Genomic DNA, 16,834 nt, shown 5'->3' on the forward strand with positions numbered 1-16,834 from the left:
GGTGCATGCCGCTCGCATTCTCCCGCTTGACAGGATGGGGCTGTTCGTCATTCATAATATCAGACATTCAGACTTCACAAGCACAATCGAAGCCCGTCACCCCCGCCGACACCCGGCGCCGTTCGACAGAGCCGCTCGCCAAACGAAGCGGCCATCATCAACCCAGGAGGAAACGATGTTCCCGGAAGAGACCGCGCCCGTTGCGCACAAGACCGCCCGCTCCGCGAGGGTCCTGCCCAGGACGCTCCGCGCCGCGGCGCTGATCGCCGCCACCGTCATCGGCGGCCACGCCTTGGCGCAGAGCGCCACGCGGGCCGAGCCCTATCCGAAATGGCCGGATCCGGTGATCAAGGAGACGCTGTCGGTCGACGAGGCCAAGGCCATCGTCGCCGAGCGCACCAAGCCGCAGACCGAATGGAAGGGCCCCACCGACGGGCCGAAGGCGCCTGCCGGCGACTTCACCATCGCCTATGTCTCGCCCGACCAGTCCTATACGCCGCATGTCCTGTGGGGCCGGGGCGTCGAGGAAGGCGCCAAGGCGCTCGGCTGGAAGGTGCTCACCTTCAACGGCCAGGGCACCGTCAGCGGCACGCTGTCCGCGATGCAGCAGGCGCTCGCCGCCAACCCGGTCGCCATCATCACGCCCGCCGACGCCAACGCCCTGCAGAAGCCGATCAAGGACGCGGTGGCCCGGCATATTCCGGTCATCGGCATCCATGCGACCGCCTTCCCCGGCCCGAGCCCCGAGCTCGGCCTCTACCACAACATCGTCTCCAACCCCGCCGAGATCGGCCAGACGGAAGCCGCCTATGTGATCGCCATGTCCGAGGGCAAGGCCCAGGACATCCACATGGTCGACAACTCCTATGCCATCGCCCGCTTCAAGGCCAAGGCGACGACGACCCCGATCGCCAATTGCCCGACCTGCAAGATGCTCGAAACCATCAACATGCCGCTCGGCGAGGCTTCGAACCGCATGACGCCGGCGATCACCGGCCTGCTCGGCAAATATGGCGACAGCTGGTGGATGACCACCTGCTGCGACGGCTACTATACCAACGCCGCCGCCGCCCTGCGCTCGGCCGGCGCCTCGCCCGACAAGATCAAGCTCGTCGGCGCCGATGCGCCGCCCTCGGCCTACGACATGATCCGCAAGGGCGGCTTCGAGGTCGCCAGCGTGCCCGAGCCGAGCTCGCTCTTCGGCTATGAGGCGGTGGATGCGGTGGTCCACGCCATGGCGGGGCAGGAGCCGGCCAAATTCATCCAGCCGACCTTCCTGATCGTGAAGGAGAATGTCGACAGCGAGGGAGGCTCGAAGAACGAATTCGTGCCCAGCAACAATTTCGCCTGCCATTACCTGAACATCTGGAAGGGCACCAAGAACGCATGCGGAGGGTGACGACGAACCCCCTTATGGAGGGGCGATCACCGATCGCCCCTCTTCGAAATGCAGAGCCTGCGTCGAGAAAGAAGGTCGATCGGTGATCGACTCTCCAATCGCGCGAATAGGTTAGCGCCTGTGGACGAGGCGTCCGCGCTCCCAATCTCGGAACCCAAGCATGGCGGATGAACCGATCCCGGCCGTATCGATCCGCGGCCTGACCAAGCGCTTCCTCAGCACGCTCGCCCTCGACCATGTCGACCTGACGATCCGGCGGGGCGAGATCCATGCGCTGGTCGGCGAGAACGGGGCGGGGAAATCGACGCTGATCAAGACGCTGGCCGGCCTGTACACGCCGGACGAAGGCGAGATCCACATCGACGGCCGGCTGGTCCACCCCGGCAGCGAGGACCTGCCGATCGCCTTCGTCCACCAGGATCTCGGCCTCGTCGACGAGCTCAGCATCGGCGAGAACGTCGCCCTCGTCGCGGGCTTCCCGAAGAGCGGCGGCTTCATTTCCTGGCGCCGCGTGTGGTCGCAGACGCGGGACATCTACGCGACGATGGGGGTCGAGCCGCCCGATCCGCGCGCGCTGGTCGGCACGCTCAGCGCCGCGAGCAAGGCGGTGCTCGGCATCGTCCGGGCGCTGTCGCGCAAGGCCGGCATCGTCGTACTCGACGAACCGACGGCATCCCTGCCGGGGCCCGATGCGGAGCATCTCTTCGATATCCTCAGGCGGCTGCGAGCCTCCGGCACCAGCATTCTCTATGTCAGCCACCGGCTGAACGAACTCTTCGGGCTCGCCGACAGCGTCACCGTTTTCCGCGACGGCCGCCATGTCAGCACCAACCCGATCGGCGCGCTGACCACCGACGCCATCGTGCGCGACATGCTCGGGCGCGACCTCGAGATCGATCACCGCGGGGCGGAGGCGGGCGGGGGACGGCCGCTCCTGCTGGAGGTCGAGGGGCTTTGCATCGGCGAGCAGGGCCCCTTCAGCTTCACGGTCGGCGCCGGCGAAGTGCTCGGCCTGGTCGGCCTGCGCGGGGCGGGCCACGAGGCGATCGGCCGGACGATCTTCGGCGCACGGCGCCAGGAGCAGGGCACGATCCGCCTCGGCGGTGATGTCATCCCTGCCGACCTCGGGATCGCCGGCCGCATCGCGCGCGGCATCGCCCTCCTCGCCGGCGACCGGCTGCGCGAGAGCGCCATCAGCGGCATGTCGCTGCGCGAGAATCTCTATCCCAACACCGCCAATGTCGGCGGCAGGGCATTCCTGCCGATCCGGCACGACCGCGAGACCGCCGAGGCGGCGCGCGTGCTCGACCGCTTCGACGTCCGCCCGCCCGACCCTTCGGCGCTGATCGACTGGCTCAGCGGCGGTAACCAGCAGAAGGTCTTCGTCGGCCGCTGGCTGGCGACGGGCGCCCGCCTGTTCATCATGGAGGAGCCCACCGCCGGCGTCGACATCGGCGCCAAGGGCGTCATCCACCGCATGCTCCGCGACATCGCGGCGCAAGGGGCGGGCATCCTCGTGATCTCCTCCGATTTCGAGGAGGTCGCCTCCTTGTGCGACCGCGCACTCGTCATCGGGCGCGGCGCGATCGTGGCGGAGCTCGCCGGCTCCGCGCTGACCCTGGACGGCCTCATCGCCCGTTCCTCGACCGGCGCCGAAGCCGCGCCTTCCGTTTCCTGACATGCCGGAGAAAACCGTGTCCCATCCGACATCGCAAAGCAGGCCGGATCCGGCCGCGCGGCCGCGGGCCCGCCAGCCGCAGACGCTGGCCAATCTCGTCGCGGTCTACGGCCTGCTGGTCGTCTTCGTGCTGGTGATGGCCGTCTTCGGCCTGCTCAGGCCCGCCAGCTTCCTGAGCATGACCAACATCAACGCCATCCTGGTCAGCCAGTCGGTGACGGCGATGCTGGCGCTCGCCGAGATGATCCCGCTCGCCACCAAGCAGTTCGACCTGTCGGTCGGCTACCATGCCGGCATGGCGCAGGTGCTGATCATCGGCATGCAGGTGCAGCTCGGCTTCGGCTGGGCCGAATCCGCCGCGCTGATCCTGGCGCTGGCGGTGCTCACCGGCTTCGTCAACGGCGCGCTGGTGACCTGGTTCAGGATCGATTCCTTCATCGCCACCATGGGCACCGGCACGCTGCTCTATGGGATCAGCAACTGGTTCAGCAATGGCGAGCAGATCGTCGGCATGGACCTGCCCGACAGCTTCACCGGCCTGACGCAGATCTGGCACGGCCTGCCCCTGCCGGCCCTCTACGTCGCCGTCATCGCCGTGATCCTGTGGGGCGTCACCGAGATGCTGCCGGTCGGCCGCAACCTCTACGTCATCGGCGCCAATGTGCGCGCCGCCGAACTCACCGGCATCCATGTCCAGCGCCATGTGATGGGCGCCTTCATCGCCTCCGGCCTGATCAGCGGCTTCGCCGGCATCGTGCTCGGCAGCATCCTGCAGACGGGCACGCCGAGCGTCGGCCCGGAATATCTGCTGCCGGCCTTCGCCGCCACGCTGCTCGGCGCCACCTCGATCAAGCCCGGCCGCGTCAACGTCGTCGGCACGCTGCTGTCCGTCCTGGTCCTCGCCTTCTCCTTCTCGGGCGTGCAGCAGCTGGGAGCCCCGTTCTACATCCAGTATTTCTTCAACGGCGGCATCCTCGTCGTCGCCGTCGGCCTGTCCGTCTATGCCGCCCGGCGGCGCCAGCGCGCCGCCACCACCGGCAATCCACGCTGAGACGGCCCCTCGCCGCCTCGAACCAACCTGCAGGGAAGGTCCGTCCCATGACTTCAATTGCCGTGATCGGAGCCGGCGTCGTCGGCTCCTCCTGGGCGCTGGTCTTCGCCCGCGCCGGCCTCGACGTCGTCGTCCACGATCCCGATCCCGCCGCCGCCGGCAGGGTGGCCGCCTTCGCCGCCGCCAATGCCGGCGCGGACGGAGATGGCGTCCTCTCCCGCATCCGCACGGCGCCGAGCCTCGAGGAGGCGCTCGCCGGCGCCGACTATGTGCAGGAAAGCGCGCCCGAGCGGCTCGAGATCAAAAAGGCGCTCTATCGGCGCCTCGACGCCGCGGCCGGCCCCGACACCATCCTGGCGAGCTCGACGTCGGGCCTGCCGGCCTCGGCCTTCACCGAGGGCCTGGCCGGCAACCGCCGCTGCCTCGTCGTGCATCCGATCAACCCGCCGCATCTCGTGCCGCTGGTCGAGATCGTCCCCGCGCCCTGGACCGCGCCCGAGGTCGTCGAGCGGGCCGGCGCGGTGATGCGCAGCGTCGGGCAGTCGCCGATCGAACTCCGGCGGGAGATCGCCGGCTTCGTCGTCAACCGGCTGCAGAGCGCGTTGCTGGGCGAGGCCTTCCGCCTCGTCGAGGACGGCATCTGCAGCGCCGACGAGGTCGACCGCGCGGTGTCGGACGGGCTCGGCCTGCGCTGGTTCTTCATGGGGCCGTTCCAGACCATCGACCTCAACGCCGCCAACGGCATCGCCGAATATTGCCGCAACCTCGGGCCGATGTATTTCGACCTCGCCCGCGAGCAGGCCGATCCGCGGCCGTGGAGCCCGGCCCTCGTCGCCGAGATCGAACGGCAGCTGCGCGGGACGGTGAGCGAGGAGGCCCTACCCGAGCGCCGGGCCTGGCGCGACCGCTACCTCGCCGCGCTGAAGGCGGTGAAGGCAGCGCCGCACGATTGAGCGAAGGCGGGGATGGAGGGCGGGCGCCGAGCGCCCTTCCTGGAAACGCGAAGCTGCCATAGCCGTAAAGGAAGAGGTCGATCGGTGATCGACCCCCCATCGCGCGACCATGGAGGCTGACGTCGGAGGGTGGAGCGGCCGGACGTATAGGCCGACGATATGATCAGCGCCCTTCTCCCGAGCCGGGAGAAGGAAAATCGCGTCATTTCCCGTATCTCTTCCTGTTCCTTTCGCGCGACAATGCCGGTCCGAAGACCGGCACATCGCTTCCGTCCTACTTGGCGCTCAGCCAGGTCTTCACCTGCGCGATGAAGCCGTCGACATTCGATTTGTCGATGATCTGCGTGGGGATGATGATCAGCCCGTCGGCCGGGATGAACGACTTGTCGCCCTCCAGGTAGCGCGCCATGTCCTTCATGCCCTGATAGCCCCATTCGAAGGGCTGCTGCACCACGGTGCCGGCGATCGAGCCGTCCTTGATGCCGCCGAGCGTCGCCTGGTCGTTGTCGAAGCCGACGACGGTGATCTGGCCGAGCTTGCCGGCCTCCTGCAGGGCCAGGTAGATCTGCGGCGTGTTGTAGGCGTAGACGCCGATCATGCAGTTGACGTCGCTGCGGGCGGTGAGGATGTCCTCGACATTGCGCTTGGCGCGCGCCTGGTCCATGTCGTCGGCGCGCACGTCGAGGATCTCGATCTTGGTGCCCTGGATCGATTCCCGGATGCCTTCGAGCCGCTCCCGTGCGTTGTCGGCGCCCGGCAGCCCGGCGAAGGCGATGCATTTGCCGCCATTGGGCAGCGCCTTCTTCAGGATCTCGGCAGCCTGGCGCCCGGCATCCTTGTTGCTGGAGCCGATATAGGCGGCGCGCTTGCTGCGGGGGGCATCGCTGTCGGTGGTGAACAGCAGGGTCTGTCCGGCGACCTTGTCGAGCGCCTCGGTCTGGGTCTTGGGGTCGACCGAGCTCACCATGATGCCGGCGGCGCCGTTCGCCACGAGGTCGTCGAGGAGGCGGTCCTGGATGGCGGCGGACGACTGCTCGGGATATTTGATCTGGATGGCGTAATTGGGCAGTTCCGCCTGCGCCTTCTTCATGCCGGCCTCGGCCAGCTTCCAGAAGTCGACGGCGCCGTTCGGCACGAAATAGAGCTGCTTCTTCTCCGCGGCCTGCGCGGATGCGAGCGCGCCGGCGAGCATCACGGCCGCGACGGCGGCCCTCGATCCCATGAGCTTCATCGTTTCTCTCCCTCTTGTCCGGCTCGTCCGAGCCTTGCGATCACCCTCGTCGGATGCGAGGTGATTTCCTGTACGGGGCGATGGCGTGCGTCAGCCGTTGAAGGCGCCGCCATCGGCCAGTATCGATTGCGCCGTCACGTAGGAGGACTCGTCCGAGGCCAGGAACACGAAGAGCGGCGCGATCTCGTGCGGCTGTCCCTGCCGGCCGAGCGGCACCATGGCGGAGACCTTGGCGGCCTGGGCTTCGGGGCCGCCCATGAAGTCGATGATCGGCTGGTTGAAGGCGGTGTCGACCCAGCCGGGACAGATGGCGTTCACGCGGATCCGCTCGGGGGCGAGTTCGAGCGCCAGCGTTGTCGTGAAGGCGATCACGGCGCCCTTGGAGGCGGCATAGGCGGTCAGGCCCGGCCCGCCCCGCTTGCCGGCGAGCGAGGCCGTGTTGATAATCGAGCCGCGGCCCGATTTCTTCAGGTGGGGAATGGCATGCCTGGCGCCGATGAACAGCGCGCGCACATTGACGGCGAACAGCCGGTCGAACGCCGCCGCATCGAAATCGAGGATGCTGCCCGACCTCATCAGCCCGGCATTCTGCGCCAGCACGTCGAGACCGCCGAGCCAGTCGACGCCCGCTTCGACGAGATGGGCGAGGCTGGCCTCGTCGGCGACGTCGACCGGCACGAAACGGACGGCCGGACCGAAGGCCGCAGCGGCTTCCTCGCCGCGGGCGACGTCGACGTCGCCGATCACCACCCGCGCACCCTCCGCCACGAAGGCTTCCACCGCCGCCTTGCCGATATTGCCGACCGCACCGGTGATGATGATGCGCTTGTCCCTGAGGCGTCCCGTCACCCGTTCCATATCCCCTGCCCGATCGCATGGCTGCAGCGCCGCGGCCACGCCGCGTCACGGCCTGCCGGCAGCTTCGGAAGTTTTGAAAATATTGTCAATGATCCAATTGACAATAACATCGAAAGGCCGATCCTCATGCCGAAACGAGGACGAACATGACCAAGCCCTTCGGCATGCGCCGGAACCTGCCCCATTATGGCGACCGCGACTTTTCGGTCTTCCTGCGCAAGGCCTTCATCAAGGCGATGGGCTATACCGAAGAGGCGCTCGAACGCCCGATCATCGGCATCGTCGACACCCATTCGGGCTATAATGCCTGCCACCAGAACGTGCCCGAACTGATCGCGGCGGCAAGCCGCGGCGTCATGCTGAGCGGCGGCATCCCGGTGCCGTTCCCGGTGGTCTCCATCCATGAGAGCTTCTCCCATCCCACCAGCATGTATCTGCGCAACCTCATGGCGATGGACGCGGAGGAGATGATCCGCGGCCAGCCGATGGACGCGGTCATCCTGCTCGGTGGCTGCGACAAGACGGTGCCCGCTCTGCTGATGGGTGCGCTCAGCGCCAACATACCCGCCATCATGCTCGTCACCGGGCCGATGCTGGCCGGCAGCTGGCGCGGCGAGCGCCTCGGCGCCTGCACCGACTGCCGCCGCTTCTGGGCCCGCTACCGGGCCGGCGAGATCGACGAGGCGGGCATCCAGGCCGTCAATTACGAGCTGGCGCCGACCATCGGCACCTGCTCGGTGATGGGCACGGCGAGCACCATGGCGCTCGCCGCCGAGGCGATGGGCTTCATGCTGCCGGGGTCGGCGAGCGTGCCCGCCGTGCATGCCGAGCGGCGCCGCCTCGCCGAACGGACCGGCGAACGGGCCGTGGCGCTCGCCGCCGAAGGGCTGACGCCCGACCGGATCGTCACGCCGGCTTCCGTCACCAACGCCCTCCGGGTCATCCTGGCGGCCGGCGGCTCGACCAACGCCCTCATCCATCTCACCGCCATCGCCGGCCGGGCCGGCATCCGGGTCGACCTCGAGGGCTTCGACCGGCTCGGCCGCGAGACGCCGGTGCTGGTCGACCTCAAGCCGACGGGACAGGGCTATATGGAGGACCTCTACAAGGCGGGCGGCCTGACGGCGATCCTGCGCGAGCTGAGGCCGATGCTCGATCTCGATTGCATGACCGTCACGGGACGCACGCTGGGCGAGGAGATCGATGCCGCGCCGGCGCCGTTCGACCAGCAGGTCGTCAGGCCGCTGGCCGACCCCGTCTACCGGTCCGGGGCGATGGCGGTGCTACGCGGCAACCTCGCGCCGGGCGGCGCCGTGATCAAGCAGGCCGCCGCCGACCAGGCGCTGCTGCAGCATACCGGCCCGGCCCTGGTGTTCGAGGATCTCGCCGACCTCGCCGCCCGCATCGACGACCCCGATCTCGACGTCACGCCGCAGAGCGTCCTGGTGCTGCGCAATGCCGGGCCGAAAGGCGCGCCGGGCATGCCGGAGGCCGGCTACCTGCCGATCCCCCGCAAGCTCGCCCGCGCCGGCGTGAAGGACATGGTCCGCATCTCCGATGCCCGCATGAGCGGCACCGCCTTCGGCACGATCGTGCTGCATATCACGCCCGAATCGGCGGCCGGCGGTCCTCTCGGCCTGGTGCGGACCGGCGACACCGTATGCCTGGACACCGCGGGCCGCCGGCTCGACCTGCTGGTCGACGAGGCGGAGCTCGAGCGCAGGCGTGCCGCGCTCCCCGCCGCCGCGCCGCCGGACGAGCGCGGCTATCGCCGGCTCTACCTCAACGAGGTGCTGCAGGCCGATGGCGGCTGCGATTTCGGCTCCTTCGTGCCGGCGCAGACGAAGGTCGCGCCGGTCTGATGCCGATCCGGCCGCCGCCGCCCGGCCGCACGCCTTCGGCAACCGCGAATCGCGTATGATGGCATCGGACCGGACGGAGGGGTGCGATGACGGAGCCGACGATACGCCAGCCGGCGACGGACCGCGTGCGCGACATGGTCGCGGCGCTCGAGGAACAGATCGTCCTCGGCTGGCTGATGCCGCGCGAGCGCCTGCTCGAGGACCGGCTGGCCGAGCAGTTCTCCTGCAAGAAGCATGTCGTGCGGGAGGCGCTGTCGGAACTGGAGCGCATGGGCCTGGTCGACCGCGTGCCGAACAAGGGCGCCATGGTGCGCCTGCTCGGCCCCGAGGAGGTCCGCCAGATCTATTCGGTCCGCGAGGCGCTCGAAACCCTCGCCGCCGAACAGATCCCCCTTCCGGCGGCCGCCGACTTCATCGCACGGCTGACCCAGATTCAGGCCCGGCATGCGCAGGCAATCGACGCCAACGACCCGCGCGCCGCCTTCCGCGCCAACATGGCCTTCCACGAGGCGCTCTTCTCGGCGTGCGGCAATCCCTATCTCGCCGAGGTGATCCGCAGCGCGGCGCAGAAGGTACATGGCGCGCGCTTCTTCACCGCGGCGAGCCGCCTGCATCTGACCCGCGCCCGCGACGAGCACTGGGCGATGATCGAGGCCTTGCGGGCCGGCGACCGCAAGACGCTGGTGGCGCTGTGCCGCAGCCATATCGGCCCCTCGCGCGACACCTATCTGGCTGCGGTGCAGAGCCGAGCCGCGCAGGGCGAATAGGCCAGCAGCCCGGGGGCGCAGGCGGAGAGGCCGTCCGCACCGCCGGAAACATCCCGAAATTCGGACTCCCTTCCGGCACAGCCCTCCGTTAAGGTCGCCCGTTCATGCCTTCCGACCCGCACGGAACGACACCGACGATGGCGCCCGATTTCCAAGCCGATGTGGAGGCCGTTGCCCGCATCGAGGCCGTTCCCGACATCTTGGAGGTCGTCTGCCGGACGACGGGGATGGGCTTTGCCGCCGTCGCGCGCATGACGGAGGACCGCTGGATCACCTGCAGCGTCCGCGACGAGATCGGGCTGGGATGGAAGCCGGGCGACGAGATGGAGGTCGGGACCGCCCTGCGCCATCACGTTCGGCAGACCCGGGAAGCCGTGGTGATCGATCATGCCGGGCAGGATCCGCATGACGCCGGCGCCCCCGCGCCGCCATCCCACGGCATCCAAAGCTATATCTCGCTTCCCATCGCCCTGCGGGACGGAACCCTCTTCGGCACGCTCTGCGCGATGGACCGGCGCCCCGCCCGGCTGAAGCGCCCCGAGATCGTCGGCATGTTCCGGCTCTTCGCCGAACTCATCGCCCTCCAGCTCGAAGGGCAGCAGGGCACGAAGGCATCGCAGGACGCCCCGGCGGCGGAACTCAAGACGGCGGAGCGCCGCGAACAATTCATCGCCGCCCTTGGGCATGACCTGAAGAACCCGCTCGCGGCGATCGACGCCGGCGCGCGGATGCTCGGGCGCAGCCCGGACGAAGCCAAGGCCAAGATGCTGCTGGACGCCATCCAGGGCGGGGTCGCCCGCATGACGCGGCTCATCGACGATGTCCTCGATTTGGCGCGCGGGCGTCTCGGGGGCGGCATCGTGCTCGAACGCCAATGCCATGCCATGCTCGGCCCGGTTCTGGAGCCGATCGTCGCCGAGCTGCGCTCGTCCTATGCCGGCCGCAGGATCGAAACGGCGTTCAGCCTGGCCGAAGCGGTGAAATGCGATCCGGTGCGCATCGGCCAGCTGTTCTTCAACCTCGTCGTCAACGCCTTGGCGCAGGGTTCTCCCGACGGCTCCGTCGACGTCAGGGCGAGCACCGCCGGCGGACGATTCGAGCTCTCCGTCGCCAATGAGGGCCGGCCCATCCCGGCGGAAATCATGGAAAACCTGTTCGAGCCGTTCGTGCGCGCCTCGTATCAACCCACCCTGCGCGGCGTCGGCCTCGGCCTCTATATCGCCTCCGAAATCGCCAAGGCTCATGGCGGCACGCTGGAAGCGAAATCCTCCCCGGAGGAAACCCGCATCACCTTCCGCATGCCCACGCAGCAGGAAGGGCGGGAGGCCTCCCGATAAGCGCCCGATGGACGGCGCCTATTTCGGCGGCTCGATGAAATGCTCGCAGGGATCGAGCTCGCTGGGGCGCGCAAAATAGGCGGCCGTGCGCCTGAAGCCGCCGCACAGCCAGAAGATGAAGAAGACGGAGCAGACGGCGAAGAGATTGTTCATCATGAGGCGCATCCCATTGCAGGACCGATAACACCGCGGGGCCGCCCGAAGTTCATCCCTTCTCGACGAAAAATGGGGAAGACAGGGCGCCGCGTGTTTTGCCGCCCCGCCCGAGGCCCCGCAGAGAAAATGACGACCCCTCCGGAACCCAAAGGTCCGCGGCGCGTTGAAAGCTGTTAAGCGGGGGGCATGTTTAACCGGCACGCGTGGTGTTTTCACGTTCCCATACTGGTATTTATGGGGACGTCGACAAGATCAGTGCCGGCTGTTTCGCGGCTTGTATTGCTCATTCGGTACGGCTATCGAGTGAATGTCACTGACGGCGACGATGGCGAAGAGATCGATGACCTTTCGGCCCTTCCATGAATGCTTGCCGGCCGGCCGCGGCCGCATGTCGACACCGTCCTCGCCGGTCCGTTCGCCACCCTCGTACCGACGAGGCCGCATCCGGCCTTCCTGCCCACCCGCCTTGGACGCTCGGCGCCGGGATGCGGATCGCCGTGGGGCGGGGGATGCGCGGCCTGGACGTCGCCCGGGGTGTGAATTGTGAACGAAGCGACTTCATTCCAGGCCGTTCAGATCGACGATGCGGATGCGGCGGGCTTCCTCGCCGGGGGCGGCGAGATGGGCGCCCTCATGCGAGCGTTCGATTGGGAGGCGACCCCGCTCGGACCGGCCGCCTGCTGGCCGCGCAGCCTCAAGACAGCCATCCGCATCATGCTCGCCTCGCGCCAGCCGATCTGGATCGGATGGGGACAGGAGCTGCGCTTCTTCTACAACGATCCCTACAAGTCGATCATCGGCGGCAAGCATCCGGACAGCCTGGGAAAGCCGACATCGGTGGTCTGGCAGGAAATCTGGACCGACATCGGGCCCCTGCTCGCCACCGCGATGACCGGCGTCGAAGGCACCTATGTCGAGGCGCAGCTCCTGGTCATGGAACGCAACGGCTATCCGGAAGAGACCTATTACACCTTTTCCTACAGCCCGATTCCCGATGACGACGGCAGCGCCGGCGGCATCATCTGCGCCAACAGCGACGATACCAAGCGTGTGATCGGCGAACGCCAGCTGGCGCTGCTGATGGAGCTGGCGGCCGGCTCGGCCAATGCCCGGACCTGGCAGGAGGCCTGCGAGCGGAGCGCCGCCGCGCTGGCCAGCGACCCGCGCGACCTGCCTTTCGCGCTGATCTATCTGGTCGATCCCGACGACGGCAGCGCCTCGCTCGCCGCAGCGAGCGGCATCGAGCCCGGCCATCCGGCGGCGCCACGGCGGATCGAGGCGGAGGCGCAGCGGACATGGCCCTTCGCCGACGCGATCCGCAGCCAGGAGAGCCGGCTCGTAACCGATCTCGCCGCGCGATTCGGTGCCGCGCTGCCGATGGGCGCCTGGAACCGGCCGCCCGCCCACGCCGCCGTCCTGCCGATCGTGCCGGGCGGCGACACCCTGCGGCGCGGCGTGCTGATCGTCGGCCTCAACCCCTTTCGCCTCTTCGAGGAGGGCTACAAGGGATTTCTCGAGCTGGCCGCCAACCAGATCGGCGCCGCCGTGAGCAATGCCCAGGCCTATGAGGAGGAGCGGCGCCGCGCCGAAGCGCTGGCCGAGATCGATCACGCCAAGACGCTGTTCTTCTCCAATGTCAGCCATGAATTCAGGACGCCGCTGACATTGATGCTCGGCCCGCTGGAGGAACTCCTCGCCAACCACACGCAAAGCCGTACCGGCGACCGCGTCCTGCTCGAAGTCACCCACCGCAACGGCCTGCGTCTCCTCAAGCTCGTCAACACGCTGCTCGACTTCTCGCGCATCGAGGCGGGACGCGTCCAGATCGACCGCCGGCCCACGGACCTTTCCGCCCTGACGGCGGAGCTCGCGTCGACTTTCCGGTCCGCGATGGAAAAGGCCGGGCTCCGCTTCCGGGTGAATTGCCCGCCCCTCCCCCTTCCGGTCGAGATCGATCGCGAGATGTGGGAGAAGGTGATCCTCAATCTCCTGTCCAACGCCTTCAAATTCACCTTCCAGGGCGAAGTCGCCGTCGAGGTCGGGGCGGCGGACGGAGCGCATGCCGAAATTGCCATCCGCGACACCGGCACCGGCATTCCCGCCGAGGAATTGCCGCGGCTGTTCGAGCGGTTTCACCGCGTGGAAGGCGCGAAGGGCCGCAGCATCGAAGGCAGCGGCATCGGCCTCGCCCTCGTGCAGGAGCTGGTGAGACTCCACGACGGCACGGTCGAGGTCGAGAGCGAGGTCGGCCGCGGCACGATCTTCCGCATCAGGCTGCCTTTCACCCAGGCCGGGGAGGCGCTCGTCGCGGTTCGGGCGGACGGTTCGAGCCATCTGCGCGCCAAGGCCTATGTGGAGGAGGCGCTGCGCTGGCTTCCCGGCGATGCGGGCCCCGCCTCTCTCGAGGAGATCCCGCTGCTCTCGGCCTCCGACGATATCGGCGCGGGCATGGCAGCCGAGGCGGCCGGCAAGCACATCCTCGTCGCGGACGACAATGCCGACCTGCGCGATTATATCGCCCGCCTGCTGACCGCGCAGGGCTATGAGGTCGAGGCGGTCGCCGACGGGCAAGCCGCCCTTGAGGCGGCACGCCGCCGCGCGCCCGACCTCGTGCTCTCCGACGTGATGATGCCGCATCTCGACGGCTTCGGCCTTCTGCGCGCCCTGCGCGCCGATCCGTCGCTGCGGGACACGCCGATCCTGCTCCTGTCGGCGCGCGCCGGGGAAGAGGCGCGCGTCGAGGGGCTCGATGCCGGCGCCGACGACTATCTCACCAAGCCGTTCTCCGCCCGCGAACTCACCGCCCGCGTCGCCAGCAACCTCCAGCTCGCCGCCACGCGGCGGGAAACCGAGCGCCGGCTCCGCGAGGATGCGCGCACGCTGGAAGTCCTGAACGAAGTCGGCACGGCCGTCGCCGCCGAGCTCGATATCGACCGGGCGGTGCAGGTCGTCACCGACGCCGCCACGGAACTGACGGGCGCCGCCTTCGGCTCCTTCTTCTACAACGTGCTCGACGGCAGGGGCGAGAGCTACACGCTCTATACGCTGTCGGGCGTGGCGAAGGAGGCCTTCTCCCGCTTCGCCATGCCGCGCAACACCGCCGTCTTCGCGCCGACCTTCCGCGGCGAAGGCGTCGTCCGCTCCGACGACATCACCCGCGACGGACGCTACGGCCGGAACGAGCCTTATTTCGGCATGCCGAAGGGCCATCTTCCGGTCCGCAGCTATCTCGCCGTGCCGGTGGCCTCGCGGACCGGCGAAGTCCTCGGCGGCCTGTTCTTCGGCCATCCCCGGCCGGGGATGTTCACCGAACGCGCCGAACGGCTGGCCATCGGCATCGCCGCCCAGGCCGCCATCGCCATCGACAATGCCCGCCTCTATCAGGCCGCGCAGACCGAGATCGCCCAGCGCCGCCAGGCCGAGGCGGCGCTGCGCGAATTCAACGAGACGCTGGAGCAGCGCGTCAGCAAGGCCGTCGGCGAGCGCGACCGCCTGTGGGAACTCAGCGAGGATCTGCTGGTCTTCGCCGATTATGACGGGCGCCTGCTGGGGGTCAGCCCGTCCTGGACGCGATCGCTCGGCCACGACCGGTCGGCGCTGCTGGCCGGCAGCTGCTACGACGTGATCCACCCCGAGGACCGCCCGGCCATGCGGGCGGTGATGGCTCAGATGAGGGCGAACGGACGCCCCGCCGCCTGCGAGAATCGCATCCGCACGGCGGCCGGCGGCTGGCGGCGGATCGCCTGGACGCTGTCGCCGGACGTCGAGGACCGCCTGCACGGCGTCGGCCGCGACGTGACGGCGGACCGGGAGGCCGCCGAAGTCCTGCAGCATGCGGAGGAGGCCCTGCGCGTCGCCCAGAAGATGGAGGCCATCGGCAAGCTGACCGGCGGCGTCGCGCATGATTTCAACAATCTCCTGCAGGTGATCGGCGGCAATCTCCAGCTCCTCGCCAAGGACGTCGCCGGCAATGAGAAGGCGGAGCGGCGGCTCGGCAACGCGCTGGCGGGCGTCTCGCGCGGCTCGAAGCTCGCTTCCCAGCTGCTCGCCTTCGGTCGCCGCCAGCCCCTGGCGCCGAAGGTCGTCAATCTCGGCCGTTTCGTGCGCGGCCTCGACGACATGTTCCGCCGTGCCCTCGGCGACGGCATCGAGATCGAGACCGTGATCAGCGGCGGGCTGTGGAATACGCTCGTCGATCCCTTCCAGGTCGAGAATGCCCTCCTCAATCTGGCGATCAATGCGCGCGACGCCATGAGCGGCCATGGCAGGCTCACCATCGAGGCCGGAAACGCCTCGCTGGACGACGCCTATGCCGCCCGGCATATCGACGTCAGCCCGGGGCAATATGTCATGCTTGCGGTCACCGACACCGGCGTCGGCATGACCTCCGAGGTGATGGAGCATGTCTTCGAGCCCTTCTTCACCACCAAGCCGGAGGGCAAGGGCACCGGTCTCGGCCTCAGCATGGTCTATGGTTTCGTCAAGCAGTCCAACGGCCACATCAAGATCTACAGCGAGCCCGGCCACGGCACGACGATCCGCATCTACCTGCCGCGGGAACGCCAGGAGGAGGACGTTGCCACCGACATCGATGCGGGCCCGATCACCGGCGGCACCGAGACGATCCTCGTCGTCGAGGACGACGAGGACGTGCGCACCACCGTCGTCGAAACGCTGTCCGACCTCGGCTATCGCGTCCTGAAGGCGAAGGACGCCCAGAGCGGCCTCGCCATCGTGGAGAGCGGCATGCCGGTCGACCTGCTGTTCACCGACGTGGTGATGCCGGGGCCCCTTCGCAGCCCGGAACTCGCCCGCAAGGCGAGGGAACGCCTGCCCAACATCGCCGTCCTCTTCACCTCCGGCTACACCGACAATGCCATCGTGCATGGCGGCCGGCTGGACGAGGGCATCGAGCTGCTCAGCAAGCCGCATACGCGCGAGGCGCTCGCGCGCAAGATCCGCCACGTCCTGCGCCACAATCGGCAGCGAAATGTCGACGAGGCGTCCTTCCCGGTGTCGCGGGAGGACATGGCAGCCCGCCCGGGGCGGGCGGAAATGCCGGGCCTGCGCATCCTCCTGGTGGAAGACGATCCGCTGATCCGCGCCAGCACGAAGGAAATGCTGTCGGACCTCGGCCATGCGGTCCTCGAGGCGGACGGCGCACAGGAGGCCCTCGCCTCGCTCGACCGCGGCACGTTCGACGTGCTTCTGACCGATATCAACCTGCCGGACATGTCGGGAATCGCGCTGGCTGCCGAAGCGCGCCGGCGCATGCGGCATCTGCAGGTGATCTTCGCCTCGGGCTATGCGGCCCCCCAGGATCTTCCGAGCCACGGCATCGCCGATGCCGTCCACCTTCAGAAGCCCTATACCGCCGCCGCGCTCGCCGAAGCGCTGAGTTCGGCTGCGACCCGTCCGTCGCATTGACACGAAAAAAGGGCGGGCCATCCTGCCCGCCTCGCGCTGCGTCTTCGTGGCGAACCGCTCACCGCCCCTGGGGCAACAAGTTCATCCCAGGAAAACGCATGCCGTGCAGAACCCG

The 16,834-nt window shown here is 68.4% G+C and carries 11 protein-coding genes; 8 read left to right on the forward strand and 3 right to left on the reverse strand.

Annotated features, from left to right (window positions below):
* Positions 1-175: 175 nt before the first annotated feature.
* The 4 genes from J3R73_RS28865 to J3R73_RS28880 all read left to right on the forward strand — a co-directional run bounded on the left by J3R73_RS28865 (position 176) and on the right by J3R73_RS28880 (position 5,081).
* Positions 176-1,399 carry a substrate-binding domain-containing protein gene (locus J3R73_RS28865; RefSeq protein WP_307435579.1) on the forward strand — a complete coding sequence of 408 codons (1,224 nt, stop codon included), beginning with the start codon at positions 176-178 and terminating at the stop codon, positions 1,397-1,399.
* Positions 1,400-1,559: 160 nt separating this feature from the next.
* Positions 1,560-3,077, forward strand: coding sequence for a sugar ABC transporter ATP-binding protein (locus J3R73_RS28870; protein WP_307435582.1), 1,518 nt, complete (start codon positions 1,560-1,562; stop codon positions 3,075-3,077).
* A 16-nt stretch (positions 3,078-3,093) separates the two neighbouring features.
* Positions 3,094-4,128, forward strand: a complete 1,035-nt coding sequence (locus J3R73_RS28875; protein WP_307435585.1) for an ABC transporter permease — start codon at positions 3,094-3,096, stop codon at positions 4,126-4,128.
* A 47-nt stretch (positions 4,129-4,175) separates the two neighbouring features.
* Positions 4,176-5,081 carry a 3-hydroxyacyl-CoA dehydrogenase gene (locus J3R73_RS28880; RefSeq protein WP_307435588.1) on the forward strand — a complete coding sequence of 302 codons (906 nt, stop codon included), beginning with the start codon at positions 4,176-4,178 and terminating at the stop codon, positions 5,079-5,081.
* 274 nt (positions 5,082-5,355) lie between these two features.
* Here J3R73_RS28880 and J3R73_RS28885 read toward each other — a convergent pair whose 3' ends face one another.
* Complete coding sequence (locus tag J3R73_RS28885) at positions 5,356-6,312, reverse strand: sugar-binding protein (RefSeq protein WP_307435592.1); 957 nt, start codon at positions 6,310-6,312, stop codon at positions 5,356-5,358.
* Positions 6,313-6,402: 90 nt separating this feature from the next.
* A complete protein-coding gene (locus tag J3R73_RS28890) occupies positions 6,403-7,161 on the reverse strand; it encodes an SDR family NAD(P)-dependent oxidoreductase (protein WP_307435595.1) in 759 nt (252 codons plus the stop codon).
* 155 nt (positions 7,162-7,316) lie between these two features.
* Between J3R73_RS28890 and J3R73_RS28895 the strand changes: the two genes are divergently transcribed.
* The 3 genes from J3R73_RS28895 to J3R73_RS28905 all read left to right on the forward strand — a co-directional run bounded on the left by J3R73_RS28895 (position 7,317) and on the right by J3R73_RS28905 (position 11,136).
* Positions 7,317-9,032, forward strand: a complete 1,716-nt coding sequence (locus J3R73_RS28895; RefSeq protein WP_307435598.1) for an IlvD/Edd family dehydratase — start codon at positions 7,317-7,319, stop codon at positions 9,030-9,032.
* Between the two features lie 86 nt (positions 9,033-9,118).
* The gene (locus J3R73_RS28900) at positions 9,119-9,799 is read left to right on the forward strand and encodes a GntR family transcriptional regulator (RefSeq protein WP_307435601.1); all 681 of its coding nucleotides are present in this window, start codon (positions 9,119-9,121) and stop codon (positions 9,797-9,799) included.
* A gap of 137 nt (positions 9,800-9,936) precedes the next feature.
* Positions 9,937-11,136 carry a GAF domain-containing sensor histidine kinase gene (locus tag J3R73_RS28905; protein ID WP_307435603.1) on the forward strand — a complete coding sequence of 400 codons (1,200 nt, stop codon included), beginning with the start codon at positions 9,937-9,939 and terminating at the stop codon, positions 11,134-11,136.
* 18 nt (positions 11,137-11,154) lie between these two features.
* On the opposite strand, the gene J3R73_RS28910 is transcribed toward J3R73_RS28905, so the two are convergent.
* Complete coding sequence (locus tag J3R73_RS28910; RefSeq protein WP_307435606.1) at positions 11,155-11,292, reverse strand: hypothetical protein; 138 nt, start codon at positions 11,290-11,292, stop codon at positions 11,155-11,157.
* Between the two features lie 543 nt (positions 11,293-11,835).
* Here J3R73_RS28910 and J3R73_RS28915 point away from each other — a divergent pair.
* Positions 11,836-16,719 (forward strand): response regulator, encoded by a 4,884-nt coding sequence (locus J3R73_RS28915; protein WP_370880038.1) that lies wholly within the window; start codon positions 11,836-11,838, stop codon positions 16,717-16,719.
* Positions 16,720-16,834: the final 115 nt, after the last annotated feature.

The organism is Labrys monachus (genome assembly GCF_030814655.1).
GTDB lineage: Bacteria > Pseudomonadota > Alphaproteobacteria > Rhizobiales > Labraceae > Labrys > Labrys monacha.